The 23,874-nt window shown below is 54.4% G+C and carries 24 protein-coding genes; 10 read left to right on the forward strand and 14 right to left on the reverse strand.

Annotated features, from left to right (window positions below):
- The first annotated feature begins 6 nt into the window (after nucleotides 1–6).
- From MELB17_RS02225 to MELB17_RS02235, 3 genes are read left to right on the forward strand one after another with little or no spacing between them, the layout of a single operon-like run.
- Entirely contained in the window at nucleotides 7–852 is an 846-nt protein-coding gene (locus MELB17_RS02225; protein WP_007348500.1) for an Mrp/NBP35 family ATP-binding protein, read from the forward strand.
- Nucleotides 849–1,553, forward strand: coding sequence for a biotin/lipoate--protein ligase family protein (locus tag MELB17_RS02230; protein WP_007348501.1), 705 nt, complete (start codon nucleotides 849–851; stop codon nucleotides 1,551–1,553). Before MELB17_RS02225 ends, MELB17_RS02230 begins: the two co-directional genes overlap by 4 nt.
- Entirely contained in the window at nucleotides 1,550–2,026 is a 477-nt protein-coding gene (locus tag MELB17_RS02235) for a DUF6505 family protein (RefSeq protein ID WP_007348502.1), read from the forward strand. The genes MELB17_RS02230 and MELB17_RS02235 overlap by 4 nt, the downstream gene beginning before the upstream one ends.
- Nucleotides 2,027–2,042: 16 nt before the next feature.
- Here MELB17_RS02235 and MELB17_RS02240 read toward each other — a convergent pair whose 3' ends face one another.
- The 7 genes from MELB17_RS02240 to MELB17_RS02270 all read right to left on the reverse strand — a co-directional run bounded on the left by MELB17_RS02240 (nucleotide 2,043) and on the right by MELB17_RS02270 (nucleotide 7,645).
- Nucleotides 2,043–3,290, reverse strand: coding sequence for a molybdopterin-binding protein (locus MELB17_RS02240; RefSeq protein WP_007348503.1), 1,248 nt, complete (start codon nucleotides 3,288–3,290; stop codon nucleotides 2,043–2,045).
- Nucleotides 3,287–3,799 (reverse strand): molybdopterin-guanine dinucleotide biosynthesis protein B, encoded by a 513-nt coding sequence (mobB, locus tag MELB17_RS02245; protein WP_227498759.1) that lies wholly within the window; start codon nucleotides 3,797–3,799, stop codon nucleotides 3,287–3,289. Before mobB ends, MELB17_RS02240 begins: the two co-directional genes overlap by 4 nt.
- Entirely contained in the window at nucleotides 3,775–4,362 is a 588-nt protein-coding gene (gene mobA, locus MELB17_RS02250; protein WP_036183186.1) for a molybdenum cofactor guanylyltransferase MobA, read from the reverse strand. The genes mobB and mobA overlap by 25 nt, the downstream gene beginning before the upstream one ends.
- Before the next feature lie 32 nt (nucleotides 4,363–4,394).
- The gene (gene fdhD, locus MELB17_RS02255; protein WP_007348506.1) at nucleotides 4,395–5,264 is read right to left on the reverse strand and encodes a formate dehydrogenase accessory sulfurtransferase FdhD; all 870 of its coding nucleotides are present in this window, start codon (nucleotides 5,262–5,264) and stop codon (nucleotides 4,395–4,397) included.
- Nucleotides 5,265–5,329: 65 nt separating this feature from the next.
- Entirely contained in the window at nucleotides 5,330–6,136 is an 807-nt protein-coding gene (locus MELB17_RS02260) for a substrate-binding domain-containing protein (RefSeq protein ID WP_007348507.1), read from the reverse strand.
- Nucleotides 6,137–6,206: 70 nt separating this feature from the next.
- Complete coding sequence (locus tag MELB17_RS02265; protein ID WP_007348508.1) at nucleotides 6,207–6,950, reverse strand: ATP-binding cassette domain-containing protein; 744 nt, start codon at nucleotides 6,948–6,950, stop codon at nucleotides 6,207–6,209.
- Nucleotides 6,947–7,645, reverse strand: a complete 699-nt coding sequence (locus MELB17_RS02270) for an ABC transporter permease (RefSeq protein ID WP_007348509.1) — start codon at nucleotides 7,643–7,645, stop codon at nucleotides 6,947–6,949. The genes MELB17_RS02265 and MELB17_RS02270 overlap by 4 nt, the downstream gene beginning before the upstream one ends.
- 115 nt (nucleotides 7,646–7,760) lie before the next feature.
- On the opposite strand from MELB17_RS02270, the gene MELB17_RS02275 reads away from it, so the two are divergent.
- Nucleotides 7,761–8,645, forward strand: a complete 885-nt coding sequence (locus MELB17_RS02275; protein ID WP_007348510.1) for a helix-turn-helix transcriptional regulator — start codon at nucleotides 7,761–7,763, stop codon at nucleotides 8,643–8,645.
- Nucleotides 8,646–8,946: 301 nt separating this feature from the next.
- Here MELB17_RS02275 and MELB17_RS02280 read toward each other — a convergent pair whose 3' ends face one another.
- Together MELB17_RS02280 and MELB17_RS02285 are read right to left on the reverse strand one after the other, a co-directional pair.
- Nucleotides 8,947–9,681, reverse strand: a complete 735-nt coding sequence (locus MELB17_RS02280; RefSeq protein ID WP_007348511.1) for an HNH endonuclease — start codon at nucleotides 9,679–9,681, stop codon at nucleotides 8,947–8,949.
- Nucleotide 9,682: 1 nt separating this feature from the next.
- Nucleotides 9,683–10,972: an AAA family ATPase gene (locus tag MELB17_RS02285; protein WP_007348512.1), complete on the reverse strand. Its 1,290-nt coding sequence runs from the start codon at nucleotides 10,970–10,972 to the stop codon at nucleotides 9,683–9,685.
- A 264-nt stretch (nucleotides 10,973–11,236) separates the two neighbouring features.
- On the opposite strand from MELB17_RS02285, the gene MELB17_RS02290 reads away from it, so the two are divergent.
- The 3 genes from MELB17_RS02290 (at nucleotide 11,237) to MELB17_RS02300 (ending at nucleotide 13,666) form a co-directional block, all read left to right on the forward strand.
- Nucleotides 11,237–11,587 carry a hypothetical protein gene (locus tag MELB17_RS02290; RefSeq protein ID WP_007348513.1) on the forward strand — a complete coding sequence of 117 codons (351 nt, stop codon included), beginning with the start codon at nucleotides 11,237–11,239 and terminating at the stop codon, nucleotides 11,585–11,587.
- Between the two features lie 29 nt (nucleotides 11,588–11,616).
- Nucleotides 11,617–12,579, forward strand: coding sequence for a DUF932 domain-containing protein (locus tag MELB17_RS02295; protein WP_007348514.1), 963 nt, complete (start codon nucleotides 11,617–11,619; stop codon nucleotides 12,577–12,579).
- Between the two features lie 85 nt (nucleotides 12,580–12,664).
- Nucleotides 12,665–13,666: a YqaJ viral recombinase family protein gene (locus tag MELB17_RS02300; RefSeq protein ID WP_007348515.1), complete on the forward strand. Its 1,002-nt coding sequence runs from the start codon at nucleotides 12,665–12,667 to the stop codon at nucleotides 13,664–13,666.
- 153 nt (nucleotides 13,667–13,819) lie between these two features.
- Here MELB17_RS02300 and istB read toward each other — a convergent pair whose 3' ends face one another.
- Together istB and istA are read right to left on the reverse strand one after the other, a co-directional pair.
- Complete coding sequence (gene istB, locus MELB17_RS02305) at nucleotides 13,820–14,575, reverse strand: IS21-like element helper ATPase IstB (protein WP_007348516.1); 756 nt, start codon at nucleotides 14,573–14,575, stop codon at nucleotides 13,820–13,822.
- Nucleotides 14,572–16,038, reverse strand: a complete 1,467-nt coding sequence (gene istA, locus MELB17_RS02310) for an IS21 family transposase (RefSeq protein ID WP_007348517.1) — start codon at nucleotides 16,036–16,038, stop codon at nucleotides 14,572–14,574. Before istA ends, istB begins: the two co-directional genes overlap by 4 nt.
- Before the next feature lie 116 nt (nucleotides 16,039–16,154).
- Here istA and MELB17_RS02315 point away from each other — a divergent pair, with 116 nt between their 5' ends.
- The 3 genes from MELB17_RS02315 (at nucleotide 16,155) to MELB17_RS02325 (ending at nucleotide 18,801) form a co-directional block, all read left to right on the forward strand.
- Nucleotides 16,155–17,036, forward strand: a complete 882-nt coding sequence (locus MELB17_RS02315; protein WP_036183192.1) for a hypothetical protein — start codon at nucleotides 16,155–16,157, stop codon at nucleotides 17,034–17,036.
- 279 nt (nucleotides 17,037–17,315) lie between these two features.
- A complete protein-coding gene (locus tag MELB17_RS02320; protein ID WP_007348519.1) occupies nucleotides 17,316–17,726 on the forward strand; it encodes a hypothetical protein in 411 nt (136 codons plus the stop codon).
- 271 nt (nucleotides 17,727–17,997) lie between these two features.
- On the forward strand, nucleotides 17,998–18,801 hold the full coding sequence (locus tag MELB17_RS02325; RefSeq protein ID WP_007348520.1) for a GIY-YIG nuclease family protein: 804 nt from the start codon (nucleotides 17,998–18,000) through the stop codon (nucleotides 18,799–18,801).
- 89 nt (nucleotides 18,802–18,890) lie between these two features.
- Here the strand turns inward: MELB17_RS02325 and MELB17_RS02330 are convergent, their stop codons facing one another.
- The 3 genes from MELB17_RS02330 to MELB17_RS02340 form a co-directional block, all read right to left on the reverse strand.
- Nucleotides 18,891–19,895, reverse strand: a complete 1,005-nt coding sequence (locus MELB17_RS02330) for a nucleotidyl transferase AbiEii/AbiGii toxin family protein (protein ID WP_227498761.1) — start codon at nucleotides 19,893–19,895, stop codon at nucleotides 18,891–18,893.
- Between the two features lie 62 nt (nucleotides 19,896–19,957).
- Nucleotides 19,958–20,563 (reverse strand): DUF6088 family protein, encoded by a 606-nt coding sequence (locus tag MELB17_RS02335; RefSeq protein WP_227498762.1) that lies wholly within the window; start codon nucleotides 20,561–20,563, stop codon nucleotides 19,958–19,960.
- A gap of 121 nt (nucleotides 20,564–20,684) precedes the next feature.
- Nucleotides 20,685–23,873, reverse strand: coding sequence for a type I restriction endonuclease subunit R (locus tag MELB17_RS02340; RefSeq protein ID WP_007348523.1), 3,189 nt, complete (start codon nucleotides 23,871–23,873; stop codon nucleotides 20,685–20,687).
- Nucleotide 23,874: the final 1 nt, after the last annotated feature.

The following is a 23,874-nucleotide window of genomic DNA, read 5'->3' on the forward strand; positions in this document are numbered from 1 at the left end:
CACAGCATGGTTCAATACACCGAAGTAGGAAAACCCGGGCTGATCGCTTCAGACGCGCCCCGGCCGAAAGACAAAAACCCGGAGGGGATTGATCGCATCATTGCCATCTCCTCGGGCAAAGGCGGCGTAGGCAAGTCGACAGTGGCGTCCAATCTGGCTGTCGCGCTAGCCTCGAAAGGTCTTAAAGTTGGCTTATTAGACGCCGACGTCTACGGCCCCAGCCAGCCCCGCATGCTGGGTGTTTCAGGGCGCCCTTCCAGCCCTGACGGGCATACCATACTGCCCCTGCGCAACCACGGTGTGACCCTGATGTCCCTGGGTCTGATGACCCCGGATGACGAAGCCATTATCTGGCGCGGTCCTATGCTGATGGGTGCCCTGGAGCAGATGATGAACCAGGTGGATTGGGGCAGGCTGGACGTGTTGCTGGTGGATCTTCCGCCGGGCACAGGTGACGTCCAGATGACCCTGAGCCAGAAATTCTTTGTTGCGGGTGCAATTGTGGTCTCGACACCTCAGGACATTGCACTGATGGACGCGCGCAAAGGCATTGATATGTTCAACCGGATGGAAGTGCCACTATTTGGCTTAATTGAAAACATGGCATCCTTTGTCTGCGACGGCTGCGGTAAAGAGCATCACCCCTTCGGATCCGGCGGCGCCCGGGCTGAGGCAAAAAAGATTGGAGCGCCCTTTTTGGGAGAAATCCCGCTCGACCTGGACATTCGTATCGGTTCGGACGGCGGGGTTCCAATTGTGGTGTCAAAGCCGGAAAGCCCTCAGGCCCAAACCTTCCAGCGCATTGCGGATGAAATTATCGCTTCTGACGTTTACGCCCAGGCCATGCGATGAGCGAATCACCTCAATTCCCGCCGCTATTCTCTGGCGAAGTGGTTGCCAAACACACAGATCCGTTTGATAAAGCCGTCAGCCGAGCCATCGCAGGAGTCGATTCGGGCACGATTTTTTACTCCGAGGCGGTCGACATCTTGCGCGCGGCCTTAGTGCTGGCGCCGGAAACGCCTTTGGAAGATGCTATTCAAGCCGTCTACGTTGCCCAAATAGGCTTGGCCAAAAGTCTGGGCGCACTGGCGCCGCCGGAAGTGCCCGTGCACTTTGAATGGCCTGATCGCATCAAGGTCAATGGCGCGGTCTGCGGTGGTGTCCGCTTTGCAGCGGACGTGTCAGATCCCAAAGCGCGTCCTAAATGGCTAGTCATCGGCATTCATGTGGCCTTCAAGGCTTTGAACGACGAGCCTGGCAAAAACCCGAATGAAACCTGTCTGCAAGAGGAAGGTTGCGTCGAAATCACCCCCATGGCGCTGCTGGAAAGCTGGTCCAAACACACCCTGTTGTGGCTGACCCACTTCATGGATAGCGGATTCGAGCGCGTACACAAAGAGTGGCGGCCACGCTGCGACACTCTGGGTGAAACGATTAGCTACCCAAAGCCCGGTGTCTTTTTTGGACTGGATGAAAAAGGCCGGATGCTATTGCGCCAGGATGTCATGACCGAGACACTGAGTTTGATTGAATTCGCGGAGCACACATGAAACTGGCCCGAACCCTGCGCCTGGATATATCTGACCAAAACGTATTTGCACTGCCGGCGCCCAGCGGAGAATGGGCAATCTCGGGCGGATTTGAATTTTCCAACTGGACCGAAGCCGAGCTGAAGGGTAAGGCTCGTCAGGCCTTCAGTAACGGTTGGTACAGCATAGAATCTGGTGGACGCGCCAGTTTTGTTGGTGTTTGCAGCATCACTGAAGCCGAATTGGAGCAGCTGCGCACAACCCTGGCGAAAACCTTTGTCGAGCTTTATAATGCGCCGGATATTGATGCTGCCTACCCCTTCGCCTGCGAAGAAATCGACCAGATGCGCAGCATGTGCGAGGACTTTGAGGACAACACCCTGATGATGGTCAGCCGCACACTGACAGAGTTGGGTGTTGAGGAGACCTACCACACTCGCGCACCGCAAGATGCTTCGCTTGAAGCCTTTGCCGTCCATGGCGGCTACGACTGATTATGCTCGACAGGCATTACAGGCCGAAGCTGGCGTAGGGAATAAACCTCACTGGAGTTCCTGGCTCTATCTGCTGAGCGCTGTCGTCCAAATCCACTAAACCGTCGGACCAGGCCAAGCCGGTGACCCGGCCCGAGCCTTCAGAGCCGAATGCCTCAACCTGCCCATTACGGACCCTAGCTCGCAACATCTCGTTGCGCCCCGGCTTTTTGTTCTTGTAAAAGTTGGCGGGAACAATATAGCCTTGGGGTTCGAACCACTCCCCCCCTGCCAGCAGCGCCATCGCGGGTGTGCCAAAGCACAGCGCGCAAACCCAGGCTGCAACCGGATTCCCCGGCAAACCCACCACGGGCGTGCCCTGGAACATGGCCAGCGCCAGGGGGCGACCCGGTTTGATCGCAATGCGCCAATTGCTGATTTCACCATGGGCTTTCAGTGTTTTCGACACATGGTCCTCGTCGCCTGCGGAAATGCCTCCACTGGTCAGGATCAAGTCGCACTGCTCAGCTCCGCGCTCCAACGCCGCTTTGACGTCTTCGGCCCGGTCCAGCACGTGGCCCAGGTCCACCAGCTGATAGCCAAGCTGTGCTACCAGAGCGCTTAGCATCGGGCGATTTGCATCGTAAATCTGCCAATCGGTGACTGCTGAACCGACTGGCTTCACCTCATCACCCGTGGACAGGACTCCGACGCGAAGCCGCTGATAGACTTCGGCCGACTCGACACCAACACTGGCGAGGACTGAAATCTGGGTAGGCGTCAGGCGGGTGCCCGCTGTTAGAATCCGGTCCTGTGCCTTGATGTCTTCACCGGCCTTACGCAGATTGGCGCCCGCTTTTAATGTGCCGTTCAAATGTAGCTGATCACCGACGACTTCGCAGTCCTCTTCCAGAACCACCGTATCAGTGCCGGCCGGTATCACCGCGCCGGTTAGAATCCGAATAGCGTGTCCCTCAGGCACATGCTCCTTGTACGGCTCCCCGGCGGCACTTCGGCCATCAATTAAAGGAAGGGCGCAGGGCACCTCGGTCAAAGGCCCTGCAAACGCATAGCCATCGACCGCAGAATTGCTGCTGGGGGGGTGAGCGCGAGGCGCATAGACATCGCTCGCCAGTATCCGGCCATTTACCTGCGACAGCGGGACAGCGTGATCCACACCCACTACTGGGTGTAAGCGTGAGCGCAATCGCTTCAGCGCCTCGTTTACCGGCGTCCAGTTTACCCCGGGGGGCAAGGCAAAACAGTCATTACGAAGCGGGTTCATGGCTTTCCAGAATTTAGAATAAAGTCAGCGAGTTCAGGCACGTCGTTCATATCAAAACCAGGACCCGCAAAATCCGGAGAATAGTCCGTTGCCACAGCAATGATGCTGGCGTCGTTCGGGTACAGTGGCTCACGGTTGCACTCCTGCCTGTGCACCTCAATTTTGGGGTGTGAATGGGCTTTAAACCCCTCGACTATGACCCAGTCGCAGGGCCCCAGCCGGGCGAGCAGTTCTTCAAGTGTTGGTTCGTCTGCGCCGCGCAACTCGTGCATGATAGCGAAGCGTTGCCCACCCGCCAGTATGACCTCCCTGGCGCCGGCATCACGATGACGGTAGCTATCGGTATCGGGTTGGTCCACATCCACCGCATGATGGGCATGTTTGATCGAGTTTACCGTTAACCCTCTGCTGGTCAGCTCACGAATCAATGAACTGACCAGGGTGGTTTTCCCGCAGTTTTTCCAGCCCACAATGCCGATGACGTTCACTTCAGGTGCTGCTCCGCCCAAGCCAGATCTTCCGGTGTGTTAATATTAAAAAAATCGTCCGGGCCAAACAATACCAACGACTCACCCTTGGCCAGGGTCCATTGGCGGATCTTGCGAACGCCGTCATTCAAGGCGGCCCTCAGATCATGTCGCAAAGCGACCTGCCAACGGCCAAAGGTCGGCTGGGGCAGTCGGCCACGCTCCGGATCCGGCGTGGCGGCCAAAACCACCGGGGTATGGCATTCGGCCAATCGCGCTGCCAGATCCAGTGGGAAGCAAGGGGTATCCGCAGCGACACTGATCAGCCATTCATGCCCCTGCTCGGCAGCCCAATCCATGCCTGCGAGCACACCGGCCAGCGGGCCCGGAAAATCGGCGATAGAATCGGCTACCACGGGCAAACGCAGATCATCAAAACGACTCAAATCCCCATTGGCATTCAACACTACGGCGCCGACCTGCGGTGTGATTCGATCGATGACGCGATGGATCAATGACTGATCGCCCAGCATCAATCGTCCTTTGTCACCACCGCCCATTCGGTTTGCCTGGCCTCCCGCCAGAATGACCGCGCACTCAGTCATGTTCCGTTCCCATTAATAGTGCTCCGCTCGAGTCAATCACGCTGAGCGCCCTTGCGCCGCATTTTTTTGTCTTCATCGGGAATCTGCGACAAGTCCTGATCGAACACCAGACGGTGCTGGCCACTGAGGCAGGTGAATTTCTTGCCTCGCATCCGTCCGATCAGCGTTAACCCAACCTGCTGGGCAATATCGACACCCCAGGCCGTAAAGCCTGATCGGCTGATGAGGGTAGGGATCCCCATCAGGGCTGTCTTGATCACCATTTCGGAGGTCAAGCGTCCAGTGGTATAGAGGACTTTATCCGACGCCTGGATGCCGGTTAAGTGCATCCAGCCTGCGATCTTGTCGACCGCATTGTGACGCCCGACATCCTCCATGTAAGCCAGAATCTGAAGGCCCTGACACAGGGCAGTGCCATGAATGGCGCCGGTTTCCATGTACAGGCTGGGCGTGTGGTTAATCTGGTAGGAGAGATCGTAAAAGGTACTGGTGTGCACCGGTGTATCCGGCAGTGACAGCCCGTCGAGCCCTGCCATCATGTCACCGAACACAGTGCCCACGGCGCAGCCGGAGGTGCGGGTTTTCTTTTCCAGCTTGTCCTCAACATCAGTAACACCCGCGGTGCGGACCACAACAACTTCCAATTCTTCGTCGAAATCAATCCCCGTGACCTTGTCTGTCTCTTTCAGCATACCCTGATTCAACAGAAAACCGAGTGCCAGGTACTCCGGATGATCGCCGATGGTCATTGCCGTGACGATTTCCTGACTGTTCAGATAGATGGTCAGAGGACGCTCTTCGATCACGCTGATCGACTTCGGTTGACCGTTTTCGTCAACGCCCTCAACCGTACGGGATAGCCGAGGGTCGGCAGGGTTCGGCAGAAGATAGGTGATCGTCATGTTTGTTGCTGTCCTTTCAGAAACGCCACTAGTTTAGACCTCAATGGCGGAAAATAGAGACTAGCCTATTTTGCATTGGGGAAAAAGAGCTGTTGTCCGTCCACCTGGAAGTTGGCAATCGCTTTTTGGCCCTGCTCGGAGATGAGCCACTCGTGCCACCTCTCAGCCAGATCGTGCTTGAGATGCGGGTGCTTTTCTTTGGAGAGCAGCAGGCTACCGTACTGGTTGAACAACACGTCGTCGCCTTCAAAAAGTAGTGTCAGGTTCTGCCGGTTTTTAAATGCCACCCAGGTGGCGCGGTCTGACATTACGTAGGCATCCATGGCGGCGGCGGTATTGAGCGTTGGGCCCATGCCGCTGCCGAGTTCGCGGTACCAGTCGCCATCAGGCTCAACGCCGGCATTTTCCCAAAGACGCAGCTCGGCGCGATTGGTGCCACTGTCGTCGCCGCGAGAGGCAAACGGTGCCTGTGCCTGGGCGATGTTCGCAAACGCTTCGGCGACGGTTTGAGCTTGCCCGACATTCGCCGGATCATTACCCGGGCCGATCACTACGAAGTCGTTGTACATCACATCGGCGCGCTCAGTGGCGTAGCCGTTTTCTACAAAACGCAGTTCGCCGGCCGTGTCATGTACGAGAAGGCTGTCGGCATCGCCGCGGCGGGCGATCTCGAAGGCCTGCCCGGTGCCTACCGCGACTACACGTACCTCGATATCGGTGGCCTCCTTGAACTGCGGAAGGATAGCATTGAATAGCCCCGAGTTTTCGGTCGAGGTTGTCGAGGCAAGAGTAATGTAGTCATCGGCGTAGGCGCCAGCGGCCAGGCCCATGGTGGTTAAGCCTGCGAGTACGAGCGTTAATGTTTTTCTCATTTTGTTATTCTCCTGCCGTGTTTTGAAAACTTGCATTGAACAACTACTCGGCAAAGGCGCAAGAACCGCACTATTCGACCAGTTCTCCGGCAATAAACGCTCGCGCCTCTTTCGACACAGGTGAGCTAAAAAAGGATTCAGCGGGGGTGTGCTCGTGTATTTTTCCGCCGGCAAGAAAGAGTACATCCCCGGCAAGACGTTTGGCCTGGTATAGGTCATGAGTGGTCATGACGATGCGTGTTCCCCGCTGGTGAAACTCGCGCACGGCGGTTTCCACGGCTTTAATTGCCGCCGGATCGAGCGCGGAAGTGGGTTCATCCAAAAACAGCACAGCGGGGGCAAGCACCCAAGCGCGAGCCAGCGCCAGACGCTGCTGTTCGCCGCCTGAGAGCACGCGAGCCGACGTATCGGCGCGGGCAGTCAGACCGAAGCGCTCAAGCGCCTCAAGGGCGAGCTTTCTGCGTGCCTTGCGCGGGGTATTGTTCACCGCCAGCGCGTGGGTGAGGTTGGCCACAGCTGAGCGGCGCAACAGCACCGGGTTTTGGAACACCATTGCCTGGCGGGGCCGCCCCTCGCCGGACCAGGACACCTGTCCCTGGGTGGGGGAAAGCAGGCCGTGGGCCAGTCGCAGCAAAATGCTCTTTCCAGCGCCATTAGGCCCCATAACCAGTGTGGGGCCAGGCCCCGTCAGGGTAAATGAACAAGGCCCTAACAGCGTCTCGCCCAGGTGGCTGAAAGCGACGCCCTTAAAGCGCAACGCTGTTGGCGGGCAAAGCGTGGACGCGGCGTTGAGCAGTGCGTTAAATGAAGTCATCCCACCCGCCTTTTGGCCAATTCGCTCACCACATAAGCGCCTGCATTAATCAGCATTACCAGCGTCAGCAGTACGATCCCCAGCCCCAGCGCCAGCGGAAGGTCGCCCTTGCTGGTTTCCAGCACAATGGCAGTCGTCATTACCCTTGTGACACCATCAATGTTGCCTCCTACCATCATCACAGCGCCCACCTCGGCGCTGGCGCGGCCGAACCCGGCGAGTAATACGGTCAATAGCGTAAAGCGGGCGTCCCACAACAAGGTCGGCATCATTCGTGACCGCGACATACCCAGTGAAATGAATTGTTCCCGGTACTCACCCAGAAGCTCCTCCACCTTTTGGCGCGACAGCGCCGCCAGAATCGGCAGCACCAGCACGAACTGCGCAATCACCATAGCCGTCGGCGTAAACAAAAGCCCCCATTCACCAAGAGGCCCAGCGCGCGAGAGCAGTAAGTAAACAGTCAACCCGGCCACAACAGGGGGCAGCCCCATCAGGGCATTAAGCGCGACAATCACCCCTCCGCGCCCGGGAAAGCGCCATAGCGCGACCGCTGCACCCAGCGGAAACCCCAGCAGGGCCGCGGCCAGTACTGCCAAAAGCGAAACCTGCAGCGACAGAGCCACAATCTGAAATAATGCGGCGTCCAGGTTCATCAGTAACGACAGCGCCACATAAAACGCATTATTTTCCACAGCGGCGTCTCCTTAATGTTGAGCATAATGTTGTTTTCAATTACGCTTTGCACTGTCTGCTGAAATTCATGCAGTTTAAAACAGTCTTACGTTTATCCATGCAGCAGGAGAGACGATGCCCCTCCCCGCCTACTTAACGACGTCGGAAGTCGCCGATTATCTGCGCCTGAAAGAACGCAAGGTTTATGATCTGGTCAGCCAGGGCGTTATTCCCTGCGTACGAGTGACAGGAAAGCTTCTGTTTCCGCGTCAGCGTATCGATCTTTGGCTGATGAACCATCTGGGAGGGGACGACGCGACAGGCCTGCCGACCCCACCGGTGCTGGCGGGCAGCCAGGACCCGCTGTTGGAGTGGGCCATCAAAGAAAGCGGCGCCGAGCTGGCGTTGTTGTGTCAGGGAAGCGGCGATGGTGTTCAGCGACTGCTCGACGGCCGCGCGATGCTTGCCGGCATGCATATCTGGCATGCGGAAAACCAACGCTATAACGACCCCGCTACTCTAGGCCTTGGCGGCATGCGTGACCTGGTGCTGATTCGCTGGGCGAAACGCCAGCAAGGGCTACTTTTAGCCTATGATAATCCCCATCGCGTTTCTCGATTTGAAGACATCGCTCGCCCCGGCATACGTGTCGCCCATCGTCAGCCTGATGCCGGCGCGAGCCAGTTGCTGCAGAGTTTTCTTACTCGTGACCGCATCAACGCCAAAGATCTTACGTGGGCCGCTAATCCGTCGCTCGGTGAGGACGATCTCGCTCTGGCTATTCGCCAGGGTGAGGCAGACGTGGGCCTTGCAATCGAAGCCGTTGCGCGACGGCAGAGACTGGCTTTTATTCCACTGCAGCAGGAGCATTTTGATCTGGCCATGCGCCGCCGGCACTACTTTGAACCGGCCTGTCAGCGCCTGCTGGCGTTTGCACAATGCGAACAGTTCGCCCAACGCGCCGGGGAACTGGGCGGTTACGATATCAGCGAGCTCGGACAAGTGATGTACAACGCATAAGCGACGTTTTACTTTTATGGAAGCCCCTTGTTATAGGCAAGGTTGAATAAGACTTTCCCCGAAACGTTACCCACAAGTGAGCGTGGATGCCAGTGGATCAATATGGATGAGACAGGCATAGAAAAGCCCCGTTTCCGGGGCTTTAGGGCATTTCAGTGGATCTCGATGGACCTCTTGAAACTCTTGGTTGGTGGAGACGGCGTCACGCTAATAAGGTCATTAATTAATTGAAAAATTTGTAACTTTTAAAGTCCTAATAGTTCGATACCCACAAAATTACCCACAACTCCCCTATAGAGGATCACACTTTGCTACCGTTACTCCAGGAATCCGGATTGGGTGCCGGCATTATCAGGTCGGCATTTACATGGTTGAAACACTCGCTGTCCTTCGTGCCTTTAAAAGCATTAACGAAGCGAAGCTTCATGTCTATCTCTCCGTCAAAAACCGCCATCCAAATGCTGAAATATCCAGTTATAAACGCCGTGTCGACGATTTGCTTTCTCATTGGCTCCAAGTTGCACGCGGTCAAATTGTCTTTTGCACGTTCTGCGAGCAAGTGCGCTTGCATGCGTTGAGAAACCCTATCAAGTGCAACTTCTTTACCATTAGCGTCTAGTGCTACTGATTTAGGTTTATCCAGACCCACGAGTTTTAAGGTATTCTCTGCGAGCGTAGCTTGTTGTTGAGTTAGAGCGTTGTGAATATCTATATTGCCATCTTTTCGGTAGACGAAGGCTGCTGAGGTGTTGTCACGGTCAGGAAGTAGCAGGTTTTGCAGATCTACTTTTTTATCACCTTTGGTTGAATTGCAGTTTACGCACGCGAGGAGGAAGTTCTCCCAGCGGTTTGTTAGGTGCGGCTGGCCGTGAGGACCCTTTTTGGGTTCGATATGTTCGACTGCGAGGTTGGTGCTGACTGGTCTCTCGCAGTAGCTACAGTACATGCCTAGTCGGCTGATCAAATCAGGCTTAGCGTCCGAATATTCATCAAAATCTCCCGGTACTGGCGATAACTGCTTTCTGATGGGACGCATTTTAACTTCCTAGTTTCTTGATTCGTTCCATCTCAAGAATTGCTTGATATGCTGGGTTGTCCGCGTAGGGAGCGATGCAGTCTGCTAATTGTCGTTTAAATTCCTCAAGTTTATCGTCGGGAGAGAGCTCGGCCTCATCCAGCAACTCAAGATACCGCTTACCTGATTCTTTCATTTTTTGATAGCGGTGGCTGGTTTCTGAGTTTTCTACACCCATTATGCCCTCAGCAATTTCTTTGAGAGGTTTGTTTGCAAGCTGAGCGATCGGCTGACCGTCCAGCACCAATAACTCCTCTCCTGACCTAAGGGCCTGGATCAAAAAAGGACTATGGGTCGTACAAATGAACTGAATTCGCGGGAAAGTTGTCCTCAGATCTTCAATGATTCGTTTCTGCCATTTGGGGTGAAGGTGCAGGTCCAGCTCGTCTACCAACACGACGCCCGCCGTTTCTCTGAGGACTTTTTCTCCCAAGTGTGGGTTCAGCTTCACCATCTTTTGGGCGATGTCTGCGACCATAGCTAAAACGCACCTTAAACCGTCACTCAAGGTGCTGAACGGTTGCGGGTCGCTACTATCGCGGGTCAGGACTAGCTCCTTACGCTTTGGGTCATAGCTAAGGTGCTCGGCTTTGTCGATGCATGACAGGATTGCGTCACGCACGACTCTTAGCATAAGGGGCTCTTTGCGATGTTGATAGGCGCTCCACTCTTGAGAAGCAAACCACGCCACAAGCTCCCTTGTAGCTATGCGTGGGTCGACGCAATGGCGATATCCATCTAACGGAGAGGGCTTTTTCTTGATGACAACGTCGGGCCGTACTTTGGATTGACGAGGGTCCTGCCACAGTCGCATAGTGCCGTAATAGCTTATTAGTGGCAGAGATACGTCTTCACCAAGCTTTCCATCCAGATCGTGAGCAAGCGAGATTAGCTCGCTTGCATTGCCGTAGCGGGTATTTCCAGATTCAGAGTGCTTAGATCTCTCCCAGCGCACATCCTTATCATTAATCGTTCCCTCAGCCTTTACCGTTACCGGCCATGACTCGATGAACTGAGGTTCGTCGTTCTTGACGACATATTTCAGCCTTACATCGCCAGTGGATAGCGACTTTTTGTCCGGTCTGTTCCTGAAGCCTAAAAGCCAAGTGGCAATTACCACAGAGATCGCGTCAAGCAGGGCGGTTTTGCCAGAGCCATTGATGCCTACAATTAAATTGAACTCTGGATGTAACTGAAAAGACTGTTCTTCAAAACAGCGAAAGTTCTTTAACTTAATCTCTTTAAGGTTCATGTGCGCTCTCTTTGGCGACGCTTTCTCGTAAGTATCGGGAGATTCGTCTACTTTACCCTTTAAGGAGCAACTTTGTCGCTTCTTGGGCGGGGTTCTTAAACATTTCCCCCTCCACCGTATAGGTTCGTATGGAAATCTTCCGTAACTGCAACGGCTTTTTGCTTTGCTTCCTGACTCTAATTTAAACAGATTTCAAACCTATATCACCTCTGTGTACTAGGGCACTGAAAGCGCCCTCCCTCCCCGCTCACAGAGGTAACCCCAATGGCTGAACAATGCCCCAACTGCCAGTCCACTCGGATTGGCAAGAATAACTACGGTAAGAAAACGGCCGGTGTGGTCGGTGCTTCTGCAGGTGCCTATGGCGGGTACATTGCTGCAACGGCAGGCGCTCGAGCAGGCGCTGCACTGGGTGCCGTTGCCGGTCCCGTAGGCGCAACGGTGGGCGGTATCGGTGGTGCTGTCATCGGTGCGCTGCTGGGCGGCGCAACCGGTGCATCCGCTGGCGTGATTCTGGGCGATGTCCTGGATGACCGCGTTCTCGACAATTACCACTGCCTGGAGTGTGGCTATTCCTTCAGTGCTGATTCTGGCTCTGAGAACGATATTCGTTAATTCCCCCGCATTTTCTTAGGAGAACAACTATGGCTCATCTTATCGAGCAAATGGCCTACGTTGGCCAAACCCCTTGGCATGGCCTGGGGAATCAACTCACTTCAAACCAACCTCTGGAAGTTTGGGCGAAGCAGGCCGGTCTGGATTGGCAGATTGAAGAAAGCCCCGTGCGGTTTGTTACCAACGCCTCCGGCCACCTCGGAGAGATCCTGGCTTACCCGGACAGCAAAGTGCTGTACCGCTCGGATACCCGGGCGCCGCTGTCTGTGGTGGGTAACCGCTTCAAAGTGGTTCAGCCAGAGGAAATCCTGGAGTTTTACCGGGATCTGACTGAGGTATCCGGTTTCGAGCTGGAAACCGCTGGGGTCCTGAAAGGTGGCCGTAAAATGTGGGCTTTGGCCCGTACCGGTCAATCCGGCGTGCTGAAGGGCAACGACCAAACCAATGCCTATGTGCTTCTGGCGACGGCTTGTGACGGCACCATGGCCACAACAGCTCAATTCACCAGTATCCGTGTGGTGTGTAACAACACCCTTGCTGTGGCGCTTAAGGATGCCACCGCTACTGCAGTCAAGGTGAAGCACAACACAGCATTCGATGCGAACCTGGTGAAGAAACAGTTGGGCATATCCGTTTCCGCCTGGGACGATTTCATGTACCGCCTGAAAACCCTGAGCGATCGGAAGGTGAAAGCCACCGAGGCCAGAAATTACTTTCTCAAGGTGTTCACCGATGACTCTGGCGCTGGCGTTGGCAAAACCAACGAACGCTCCATGGCTAAAGCACTGGGCCTGTATGAAGGCGAGGGCATGGGTGCCAACTTGGCATCCTCAGAAGGCACAGCCTATGGCCTGCTGAATGCCGTCACCGAATTCATCGATCACCAGCGTCGGGCTAAAACAATTGACCACCGGCTGGATTCTGCCTGGTTCGGAACCGGCGCTGCCGTCAAGAATCGTGCACTAGAACAGGCCATGTCTCTCGTGGTTTAACACCCCTCACTAACACCAAAACGTCATAAAGCCCCGTTTGAGCTTATTGCTCTTGCGGGGCTTTTTTATGTCTGGAGGAAACATCATGGGCATGAGTGAAAAAGTAATTCAGAAGCAGCGACCAGCTTTGAGGCTGGTCTCTACAAAGGATCTCAGTCGAGATGAGTGGCTGAAGGTGCGTAAGCAGGGCATAGGCAGTAGCGATGCTTCCGCAGCCATTGGCATGAACCCTTATCAATCCCAGCTTGAGCTGTGGATGGTCAAAACCGGGCGGGATGCGAGCTTACCAAAGCCAGATTCCGACGACCCGAGCTCACCAGTGTATTGGGGCCATGTTCTGGAGCCCATCGTGGCTGAGCAATACAGCCAGCAGACAGGCCGCAAAGTGCGTCGGGTGAATGCGGTACTGCAGCATTCCGATCCGGATAAGCACTGGATGCTGGCGAACCTCGATTATTCCGTGGCTGCGGATGACGAAGTGCAGATCCTGGAATGCAAAACCGCCGGGGAGTTTGGTTCACGTCTTTGGAAAGAGGGTGTGCCGGACTACATCCAGTGTCAGGTACAGCACCAGTTGGCTGTGACGGGTAAGCAGGCGGCCGATGTCTGCGTGCTGCTGTGTGGGCAAGAACTGAAAATCTATCGAATTGAACGGAATGAAGAGCTCATCGCCGCATTGATTGTACTGGAGCGCCAGTTCTGGGACTTCGTTGAAACGGATACCCCGCCACCAGTTGACGGAACCGATTCTGCCGATCGAGCGCTGCGCCATCTCTACCCAATGGATAAAGGGGAAACCCTGGACTTCAGCCAGAGCAAGGAGCTGTCCCAGGCGTTTGACGAGCTTCTGGCCATTCGTTCTGAAATGGAAACCCTGAAATCCACCGAGTCGCACCTCAAGCAGCGCATCCAAAGCCAAATGGGTGATGCCTCAAAGGCCACTTTCCCAAGCGGAAGCGTCAGCTGGAAACGAAGCAAAGATTCGGTTGGGCTGAATACGAAGAAGCTGCTTCAGGATCAGCCAGGGCTCCTGAATCAATACCCAATCACCAAGTCGGGAAGCCGACGGTTCCTCATTCAAGCATGAACACCCCATTGGCCACGCGGGTATGACAAGTGCCCCGTGGCCCTTTTTTCAGGAGAGTTATCATGATTAAAGGTTTAGCCATTACGCCCCCAGTTGTTCGGCGTCAACTATCCTGTCCGGTCCGCGACAACTATGATGGCCGGTTGGGTGGTCTTACTTCTTACTCTTTGCAGCCTGCTTGAGATGCTGCTGTCTTCGGTAACTTTCCCCCTCTAATTCGATAATAGTTGCGTGGTGTATCAGCCGGTCTATGGCCGCTACAGTCATCATGCTGTCTGGGAAGATTTGATCCCACTCACTAAATGGTTGGTTGGCTGTGACGATTAGACTGCCACTCTCATAGCGATGGGCGATGAACTCGAACAGTACCTGGGTTTCTGCATCCGTCTTTTTTACATAACCGATGTCATCGATGATGACGACCCTGTATTTATCCAGCCGTGTCATGGCTGTCATCAAGTCGAGATCGCGCTTGGCCTGTTGTAAGTGCTGAACCAGCGCTATGGCAGGGAACAGTTTGCAGCGTACCCCCTGTTCGGTGAGTTGATGACCCAGTGCATTAGCGATATGGGTTTTGCCAGTGCCGCTGGGGCCAATCAACAGCACATTGTCGGCATGGTGTGCCCAGTCACTGTCTTGTTGCAGCCTTGCCAGTGCGGTGTTGCAGGGGCGGCTGAACGCGCTTTGATCAAGCGCTGAGAAGGTCTTGTTGGCGGCAAGTTTTGCCTCGCGTACCCACTTCTGGGTCCGGCGCTGGTAGCGGTCTGAGAGCTCGTACTCACACAATGCCGCTAGGTAATCGGTGTGTGACCAGTTCTTCTCAATGGCGGTTTCCCAGAGCGATTGGTAATGACGGTGGAAGGCCGGCAGACGGAGTTCTTTTAACAGTAAAGCGACAGAGCCTGTCATATCTGTGCCTCCTGACTGTTGATCGAGGACAGTAGCTCGTCGTAGCTCACTAAGGTGTGTTGGCTTGATGCAGAGCACTTGAGGTCTGGGTTGCCGCGAAGGTAGCGTGACTGAATCTCGGTAATGGACGCGAACCGGCCTGCTTGGGCCTCAATCAGCAGATCCTCCCCCAGCGACTGTTCATCATCGTACTCGAAGGCCAGTCGCAATGTTGTCACGATCCATTTGCAGGCTTCTCGGGCTTCAAGGTGCGTATCCGCAAGCTGCCAGAGTTGACGGTAGTTGTCGTCCGGGAGTAAGTCATCACGCAACTGAGAGTAACGGAAGGCCTGCGGCTTCGAGGCCAGCGAGCGGATAACGTGCCGGTAATTGACGCTGCGGGCGCGATTCTCGCCAGGTTTGGGGTAAATGCGCGGTAATGTCAGTGCCGGCTGCTGTCCGACGAACAGCACCAGCTTGTCGTGGTGCAACCGGATTTGTACCGACTCTCCAATCAGCCGCGATGGCACGGTGTAAACAACGCGCCGGACTTCGATCGTTGAGCTGCGCGTCACCTTAAGGTGGAGGGTCTGATACTCGGCCGCCGTAAACTCCGGCAGAGGCTGCAAGGCCGCCTGCTCTTCAAGCGCGCGCGATCGGTTGCGCTGATTGAGCTTGTCGACAACGCGATCAATAAAAGCCTGATAGTGCGCAACACCGTCGAAGTCACTGTGACCGCGCAATAACAACTGTTGTGCCAAGCGTTTCTTGAGCGAGCCATTGGCGCACTCCACCACGCCGTTTTCATGGGACTGCCCCAGATTATTGCGAGTGGGTGTCATGCGGTAATGCTGGCACAGCTCGCTATAAGCCTCAGTCCACACGTTTTGACGGTTATTGCGTGCCGCGCTTAAGCTGTCGGTGCGGTGCTCAATGGGACTGCCACCCACCTGTTGTAAGGCTCGCTGCAAGCCCGCCGCCAGAGCCGCATAACTCTCACCACCTTGAACGACGGTAACCGAGCGCCAACCGCTGTAGGCCAATCGAAATTGATAGAGCAGGTGTGGAAAGGTCTTGGATTGAATCGTAACCGGGTTGTCGGGGTGGGTAAAATCAGAAAACCCCTGTTGCGCCACAACCGCCTGCTGGCGAAAAATGACCTCGCGTTCCGGCCCGTGTAGCGCCCGCCAGAGCTTCACACGGCGTTGCAGGGTGCGCAGAATGGTCTGATCGTAGTGCTCAGGGTAATGCTCTTGCAGATAATCAAGCAGAGTTGTACCGGTCAGCTTAGGCTCATTTTCTAACAGATGGAGCAACTCTGTTTCCCAAACCGCTTCCAGTGGATCTTCTCGGGTACGCCATTGCCGCTCGGTGTCAAGGCAGGGTTTTTGTGCTGATGTCTCGATGCGTCGCCCAGATCGGACAGAAACGCCTGCCTTGGCGGCAGCTACTTCTTGGCTTGCGCCATTTTGTCGGTGCTGCATGTACAGCTCCTCTTGTCGGTTGGTTATGTGTTGACCAGGCACCTTGTGCTCCACAGTGGAAAACAAAGTACCGATTGTTACACCCAACCGGCCAAGATAATTGTCGTTAACCGGTCATCCTAATTGTCGCCGAACACCCAGTGTTGGGGCGCATCAGCATTGGCCGGGTAATCGAGAAGAACGGCATCCGGTTACCGCAGAAAGACAACCAATTCACCATTACATCCCAAGTCCAGGAAAAGGACGGCTGGCTGTTGCACCCACTCGATGAAGCACTACGAAAAGACGCGCCTAACGGCAAGCTCCGCACCATTCCGGTACGCATGCTGTTCAATGAAGCAGATCTCAATTTGCGAGCGGAATACACCATGTTCGATCGGAAAAGCGGACGGCCGATTTGTGTGGGTAATGGCGACATGTGCAGGCGCCTTACGCAGTCAGGAGTGCAGTCTTTGCCATGCCCCTCACCAAGCTTGTGCGAGTTTGGCAAAGGCGGGCTGTGCAAGCCCTATGGCCGTCTGAACGTAAAGGTGGGTGATGATGATGACTTGGGTACGTTCATCTTCCGCACCACGGGGTACAACAGCATACGGACACTGGCAGCCAGGCTCAGTTATTACCAGGCCGTGTCGGGCGGCCTGCTAGCGTATATGCCGTTGGAGTTGAAGCTACGAGGAAAAAGCACCACGCAAAGCCGCCGTACGCCGATTTACTACGTGGATTTGGTGATCAAGGAAGGGGTGCCATTGCAGGAGGCGGTTGCCCAAGCCAGAGAGAAAGCCCAACAAATGAAGGAGGAGGGCGTTGACCAGGCAGCTTTGGATGCAGCTGCTGCAAAGGGGTTTAGCAATGCGCTGTTTGAGTATGACGAGGATGAAATGAGCCAGGTGATTGAAGAGTTTTATCCTGCTACGGCAGGCGAAGGCTCGCTGGATAATTCTTCTGTCGTATCAAAACTGCGGAAAGATCTGAACTCCACTAAGTCAGCTTCTGGATAGATGTTAGCGAGTGGTCCTAAACGGGCCACTTGCCTGAGCCTGCGTATGTTTATTTTTTTGTTGGAATCGCTGGATTGTGCGTAAACCGGGTAGGGTTTATGCCTCTTAGACGGAAACGGGCTAACAAAGAATCCAAGCGATTACATGGTGGTGCTAGAATAATTGGGCTAAGCTATTGTTAAATAAAGGGCTTAGCTCCGCGTAGCGTGACAGAAAAGTAGCATTATTAAGAACGTGGGATGCGACATTGCCACTGTTATTAGTCACAAGGAGATTAGTGTGAACGTCATTGTTTCCAGAGTCCATCAGGGGAGATATGACTCTGAAAAGAGCCTGCTGAATCTGCGCGACAACGCTATCAACAACAATCGAATTGATGTTCTAGATGCGGTAAATCAGCGTCTTAAAAAGTGTCATCCAAAAATTTACGAGCGTCTCGTAGGTCCGCTTCATGAGCGTAGAAGAGACAAGAAATTCAAGTGCTATTGCAATAATCCCAAGAGCTTGCATGCCATTTATCAAGACATCGTAACAAATAATGTCCATTATCATTCGTTAATGTGTGATGCCTGCTGGCAGGAAGATATCGCCAAAACGTGGGGCTACTATGGCTGGGCAAGCAAATTGATCCCACAAAAAATATGGAACGCCCTGTGTGAGGAGCGTGCTTATGACAAATTCGTTGAGTGAAATCATAACAAGTGGCTGTTGGCGGACGCGCCTACGCTGCGCTCCAGCACGCCGCAAAGCCAAACGTTTAGGTTGTAGAAAAAGGTCGGAGGCTTTTTTTGACCTAGAATTGGTTAATAAATAATCTAAAAATAGCGCCTATTGTTAAAATCTGGAGCACTTAGACCACAGTTTTCCGGGTAAGCGCGCAACGCTACCATTCCACAGCCCACAGCCCACAGCCCACAGCCCACAGCCCACAGCAGGCTCGAATTGAGAGTCGACGGATTTCATGACTGATTATTACGTTTACGTTTACATCGACCCTCGAAATTTCGAAGAGTTCTACTTCGGGAAGGGTAAAGGTTCCCGAAAAAACGCGCACCTGAGTGAGATCTCCGATACAGAGAAATCAAGACGAATAAAAGCTATCAGGAAGGAAGGGCTGGAGCCACTTGTTCGCGTTATCGCTCGAAACCTTTCTGAGCATGATGCGCTCCTGGTTGAAAAAACACTTCTTTGGAAGTTGGGAAAGCACCTAACCAATATCTCGTCAGGACATTATTCAAGTAATTTCCGGCCACATGATGCACTCCATAAGAAGCTGTCTGGATTTGATTACCAGAATGGCCTTTATTACTACAATATCGGTGAGGGGCCTCATCGGAACTGGGACGACTACGTGAAATTTGGTTTCATTTCTGGAGGGCAGGCTCCTCGCTTCCGTGACGCAATGTTGGGGTTCGAGGAAGGGGATGTTGTTGCGGCTTACTTAAAGAGTCATGGCTTTGTAGGCGTCGGTCAGATAACACAAAAGGCAAGGCCTGTTCGCGAGGTGTACGTTGATAGCGGCCCCCTCCTGCAGCTTGAGTTGAAGTGCCCTCAGATAGTCGAAAACAGTGACGATCTGGATAAGTCAGAATATGTATGCTTGGTCGATTGGATTTCGGTAAGAAAAAGGTCTGAAGCCTACTGGAAGGCTCGCAGTGGGTTGTTTACGTCGCAGCTGGTCCGAGCTTCGTTGGATGCGCAGCCTTCTACTGTGGCCTTTTTGGAAGAGACGTTTGCCTTGGACTTCCAAGAGCTTATGGTTTGATCACGATAAATTAAGAATAAGCCGGTGTCGTCGTAGCTTCACTGGCGTTATTGAGTGCCGAAATCAGTGTGTGGTCTTCCTGATCAGCTTTATTGGCCGTGCTTAACGCGGCTGATACCGGCATTTATCCTATCCTGAGCTTCCCGCAACCTTGAAATGATGGTTTCAAAATCATCCGGAACACCGAAAAACATCCTGCCCTCTATGGCGGCTTTGTGATCCGCTGCAATCTGTTTGAGCCGTTCCCCTTCTGGTACAAGAACCAATCGGCCTTCAAGCACTTCCTCAAAGATGACGCCCTTCTGTGCCCATCGCTGGCTCTTCATGGTCACGACATCCGTCATTGCGTCGGTTGCATCGAGGGCGTTGGTGAAATCATCTTGTTGAAGAAGGCAATCCACGTCGTACCAGTGCCTTGCCAGTCGATGAGGATCTGGGTCTTTTTCTTGGGTCGAAAATTGGTGCAGGGCAGTTAGTTTTTCCCAAAGTACATACCCCGGGTGATAGGCGGCAACCGTCGCTTGCGGAAATGCGATGGTTTGAAGTTCATCCAGCTCTGATAAATAGCACGCGACATTATGGCTTACCGTTGGCCGGCCCCGGTTGCGGCCACCAAATTCCAGCAGGATGTAATCGAGTTGGTAGTTGCTGTCGTGGCTGCTCAGTCTTGGGAAATGGATGTTGATCTTTTCCCCTTTTGAGTCAGGTTCCAGCTCCGCTCGAAGCCCATCAATCCCGTATTTCGCCAGTCTTTCGTTGAGGCGAATGACTAGGGCGCCAGACCATTCTGTCAGTAGCCTTGTTTGCTGCTCACGGAATTTCTTTTTTTGGCTATTACTTTGAGTGGACTGCTCCCACGCTGCGATCTCGTCGGGTTCGCCTGCAAGTTCGCTCCAGTGAATGGAAAGGTCGATGTCCTCCGAGAAACGCTCGATAACCTTCCAGCACTTGCTCAGGGCAGTTCCGCCTTTGAAGGCTGTTGAGTGAGCGCCAAGCAGGTTTTCGTCGTAGAGCAGGCGCAGTATCTCGGCTACCCATATATCCTTTTCCAGGAAATTCTGGGCTAATCCAGCAGGATGATTCTGGGCGCCCAAGTCCAGAATAGCTTTCAGGTCACCATGCTTTTTCGGATCGCGATAGAAGTCGAAAATGTCCGTCAAACCATCATTTCCTTTTCAAACTGCTCCAATTTGACGTGCCACCCTTCAGGCAGAGGCGTCGCCTTGAGCTTTTTGATTGCCGAGAGGCTTTCTGCTTCGGAAAGTTTCAGCCTGGAAAGCGCCTTTTTCAATTCGCTGAGTTTCACGGAATTGGCTGGGGTGACGGTGAAGCTTCGCAGCAACTCGCCTTCAGGGCGTGATTTCCAGCGCAGCTTTGATTCCGCAACGTGTCGCACTTCAATAACTTCATTGCCAACCGAAAATGTTCTGCTGGCGCCGTTACTCCAAAACACCGTTTTGACGGGAGCCTGTGTCTGAAGGCCAAGTCGATAGGCGGACTCAATGCCCTGCCTTACCAGTGTGTAGCCGTTTTGTTGCGCCCATTTTTTGGCTATCTGTTCAGCACTTGCTGTGATTTTGATTGATGGCATGCTGGCCAATGCCTTGGGGCGTGTATAAATGCCTTTGGCTACTCGTTCAATCACACCTTCCTGCGCAAGCCTACTCAGCGCTTTTTGCACAGACGCAGCGGTGCCCAGTTCGTGGAACTGATTGATAGAAAACGGGACACCCCGCCTCATGCGCTGCAATTGACGGGTCACTTTCTCTGACGTAGACATGTTTTAACCTGACATAAGAAGAGTGAGGTGAGTTTATATTAACCCGCTCGTATCAATGCTTGCAAGGGAGTTCGTGTCAGGACTATAGCCATTGAGTGTAAGGTTATAGCTCCCGAGGAACCGTTTTCGATCCGGCGAGCATCCGCAATATCAACAACGCAAACCCCCTCTGTGTTTGCTCATCGCCCAACACCTCCATAGAAAGCTTCTCATGGTCCGTCATGGCATCCAGCACCATGTCTGACACCCGCTTTGGAAATAACCCGTGCATTACCTGTTCAGGAGAGTGGCTATTCACCTGGGCCATCACGGAATCATCCCGGCGTATCCTGTCAGCCACACCTTGGGCGAAGTGAAGTTGGTCTTCATCATTCACTTCTGAGCCAAACAGGTCGTTCAGCGTGTCGATGATCTCAGAGAGGCGCTTTTTCTCTGGGTCATGGGCTTTGCCGGAGCCCACATCGGAAAGCGGTTTAAGGGCGTACTCTTCGGACTCCTCGGAAAGCTTAAGCTGCTGCTCGTTGCGCTTGGTGAGTCGATAATGGGTCAGAGCCAGTTCTGACACATCGATTTCGTCATCGTCCAGCCGATCTATGCGTAACAGAGGCGAGAGGTGCTTGGCGAAGACGCAGAACTGCTCCAGCTCCCGGTCTTCATAGCTGACGATCTGTGACAGGAACTCGTAAGCCCGCACAAAGCTGGTCAGGTTCTTCTTAAAGAGATCCAGCTGGTCCAGGCCCTCGCCGATATCCTTGAGGGTTTTCTCGGCATTGGTCAGGCCGACCTTGTCACCATCGCTTTCGGCCCGTTTGCGTGCGGCTCTGGCTGACTGCTTTTCTTCCAGCAGGTTTTTATAGCGTTTGGTGAAGCGCTCTTTTGCTGGCTGGCAGAAGAAGGTGAGCTTGCTGGCTGCCGCCCGGGTGTCATAGAAAGCGATGGCGAAGGATTCGACCTCGTTCCAGTGGTAAATCTGTTCCTGGTCGAGCGCTGTCTGCAGGTCATACACCACCTGGGCATCGGAGACGCCTTCCAGTTCGGCTTTGGTGTAATAAGGCAAAAAGGCTTCCAGCACTTCCTGGGGATCGTTGAAGAAATCCAGCACGAAGGTCTGCTTGCCTGGGAAGGTGCGATTCAGGCGGGAGAGGGTTTGCACGCAGTCCACACCTTTCAGCTTTTTGTCCACGTACATCGCGCAGAGTTTGGGCTGGTCGAACCCGGTCTGGTATTTGTTGGCGGCGATCATCACGTTGTAATCGTCGGTATCAAAAGCATCCGCCAGGTCACGCCCTTTCAATCCGGGATTCAGCAGTTGGCTGTTTTCCGAGACCTCCTCGGGGATTATGCCATCCGGCAGAATCGTGCCCGAGAACGCCACTAATGGGTGCACGTCCTGGTAATTCTGTTCTTTGGCGTAAGCCTGCATGGCCAGCTGGTAGCGCACGGCTTCCTGTCGGCTGCTGGTGACCACCATGGCCTTGGCTTGGCCGTCCAGCATGTGCTTCACGTGCTCCCGGAAGTGTTCGACGATCACTTCCACTTTCTGGTTGATGTTGTAAGGGTGCAGGCGAACCCAGCGGGCCAGCTTGATGCGGGCCTTTTTGGAGTCCACCTCGTCATCCTCGCCGTTGGGGTGGGCCAGCTTCCAGGCGGTGGAGTAGGTGGTGTAACACTTGAGCACATCCAGAATAAAACCTTCCTCGATGGCTTGGCGCATGGAGTAAAGGTGAAAGGCTTCCGGTTTGTTGCTGGCTGACGTTGGCTCGTCCTGGTTGGGTGGCCGACCGAACAGCTCCAAGGTCTTGGCCTTGGGGGTGGCGGTGAAGGCGTAGTAGCTGATTTTCTCGCTGGGTTTACGGGCGGTGACCGCTGCATCCAGAAGTTCTTCAGCGCTGATTTCCTCACCTTCGGGGGGCTCTTTACCTTCAGGAAGTGCGGCCCCCAGAATGGACTTGAGCTTGGTAGCCGAAGAGCCGGTCTGTGATGAGTGAGCTTCGTCCGCTACTACCGCATACTGCCCGGAGGCCAGTTGGGGATGCTTGTCCAGCGCTTCAAACAGGGCAGGGAAGGTCTGGATGGTGACGATAATGATACGGGTACGCTCAGCTAAGGCTTCCGCTAGTTGTTCTGATTTGCTCTGGCTGCCAATGTCACGGGTGATCGGGCGCACAACGCCTTGAGCGTGCTCAAACTGGTAGATTGTGTCCTGCAGCTGCCGGTCCAGCACCGTGCGGTCCGTTACCACAATCACCGAGCTGAACAGCTTGTTGCCCTCGGCATCATACAGCTGGGCCAGCTGATGGGCGGCCCAGGCAATGGAGTTGGACTTGCCAGACCCGGCGCTGTGCTGCACCAGATAGCGTTTGCCGGGGCCTTCTTCTTGGGTAGCGCCCACGAGCTGATTGACCACATCCCACTGGTGGTAGCGGGGGAAGATCATGGTCTCTTTGGTGGTGCGTTTGCCGTGGAAGTCGTCCTCGGTTTTCTTCTCCAGGTGCAGAAAACGGCCGATCACCTTCAGCCAGGCATCTTTCTGGAATAGTTGTTCCCAAAGATAAGCGGTGGCATAGCTGTTTTCATCCGGCGCTTGTGGGTTGCCCGCGCCGCCTTCTTCAGTGCCACGATTGAACGGCAGAAAGAAGGTGTCTTTCCCGGCCAATCGGGTGGTCATGGCGACCTGATTCTGGCTTACGGCAAAATGCACCAGAGCGCCACGCTTGAAGGTGAGCAGAGGTTCGGGCTTGCGGGTGATGGGGTCTTTGACCGGGCGATCCTTGCGGTACTGGCGTTTGGCGTTCTCCACCGACTGCTTGAATTCGCTTTTCAACTCCAGGGTGGCGGTGGGCAGGCCATTCACGAACAGCACCAAATCCAGGCGCGGGTTGTATTCGCCTTCCCGGGCATGGGGGGAGTAGGACACTTCTTCCACCACTCGCAGGCGGTTGGCGCTGTAGCGTTTCAGTGCGTCTGGGTTCATGCCATGGTCGGGCCGGAAGCTGCATAGATCGACTTTCACCCCCGGTAACTTAAAACCGTGGCGTAGCACCTCCAGGGTGCCGCGCTTATCCAGTTCCCGGGTGGTGGCTTTGATCAGCACCTGTTCCGGGTTCTGAGGGTTGTTCTTGCAGAACTTGTCCCAGCGGTCCGGGTAGGCCGCTTGGAAGTAGCCGACCAGGTCTTCCGGGTACAGGGCATTGGTACGGTCATAGTCCGCAGACTTGCCGATTAACCACTGCTGGCCCGCCAGTGCAGTGAGGATATCTTTTTGGAAGGTCTTTTCCTGGCTATCGGCCACT

Origin of the sequence: Marinobacter sp. ELB17, from assembly GCF_000169375.1 — a bacterium.
Taxonomy (GTDB): domain Bacteria; phylum Pseudomonadota; class Gammaproteobacteria; order Pseudomonadales; family Oleiphilaceae; genus Marinobacter.

Bases quoted from the DNA above. Each gene is read 5' to 3' on its own strand.
- MELB17_RS02225 (WP_007348500.1), top strand. From the start codon at position 7: ATGGTTCAATACACCGAAGTAGGAAAACCCGGGCTGATCGCTTCAGAC.
- MELB17_RS02230 (WP_007348501.1), top strand. From the start codon at position 849: ATGAGCGAATCACCTCAATTCCCGCCGCTATTCTCTGGCGAAGTGGTT.
- MELB17_RS02235 (WP_007348502.1), top strand. From the start codon at position 1,550: ATGAAACTGGCCCGAACCCTGCGCCTGGATATATCTGACCAAAACGTA.
- MELB17_RS02240 (WP_007348503.1), bottom strand. From the start codon at position 3,290: ATGAACCCGCTTCGTAATGACTGTTTTGCCTTGCCCCCCGGGGTAAAC.
- mobA (WP_036183186.1), bottom strand. From the start codon at position 4,362: ATGACTGAGTGCGCGGTCATTCTGGCGGGAGGCCAGGCAAACCGAATG.
- fdhD (WP_007348506.1), bottom strand. From the start codon at position 5,264: ATGACGATCACCTATCTTCTGCCGAACCCTGCCGACCCTCGGCTATCC.
- MELB17_RS02260 (WP_007348507.1), bottom strand. From the start codon at position 6,136: ATGAGAAAAACATTAACGCTCGTACTCGCAGGCTTAACCACCATGGGC.
- MELB17_RS02265 (WP_007348508.1), bottom strand. From the start codon at position 6,950: ATGACTTCATTTAACGCACTGCTCAACGCCGCGTCCACGCTTTGCCCG.
- MELB17_RS02275 (WP_007348510.1), top strand. From the start codon at position 7,761: ATGCCCCTCCCCGCCTACTTAACGACGTCGGAAGTCGCCGATTATCTG.
- MELB17_RS02280 (WP_007348511.1), bottom strand. From the start codon at position 9,681: ATGCGTCCCATCAGAAAGCAGTTATCGCCAGTACCGGGAGATTTTGAT.
- MELB17_RS02285 (WP_007348512.1), bottom strand. From the start codon at position 10,972: ATGAACCTTAAAGAGATTAAGTTAAAGAACTTTCGCTGTTTTGAAGAA.
- MELB17_RS02290 (WP_007348513.1), top strand. From the start codon at position 11,237: ATGGCTGAACAATGCCCCAACTGCCAGTCCACTCGGATTGGCAAGAAT.
- MELB17_RS02295 (WP_007348514.1), top strand. From the start codon at position 11,617: ATGGCTCATCTTATCGAGCAAATGGCCTACGTTGGCCAAACCCCTTGG.
- MELB17_RS02300 (WP_007348515.1), top strand. From the start codon at position 12,665: ATGGGCATGAGTGAAAAAGTAATTCAGAAGCAGCGACCAGCTTTGAGG.
- istB (WP_007348516.1), bottom strand. From the start codon at position 14,575: ATGACAGGCTCTGTCGCTTTACTGTTAAAAGAACTCCGTCTGCCGGCC.
- istA (WP_007348517.1), bottom strand. From the start codon at position 16,038: ATGCAGCACCGACAAAATGGCGCAAGCCAAGAAGTAGCTGCCGCCAAG.
- MELB17_RS02325 (WP_007348520.1), top strand. From the start codon at position 17,998: ATGACTGATTATTACGTTTACGTTTACATCGACCCTCGAAATTTCGAA.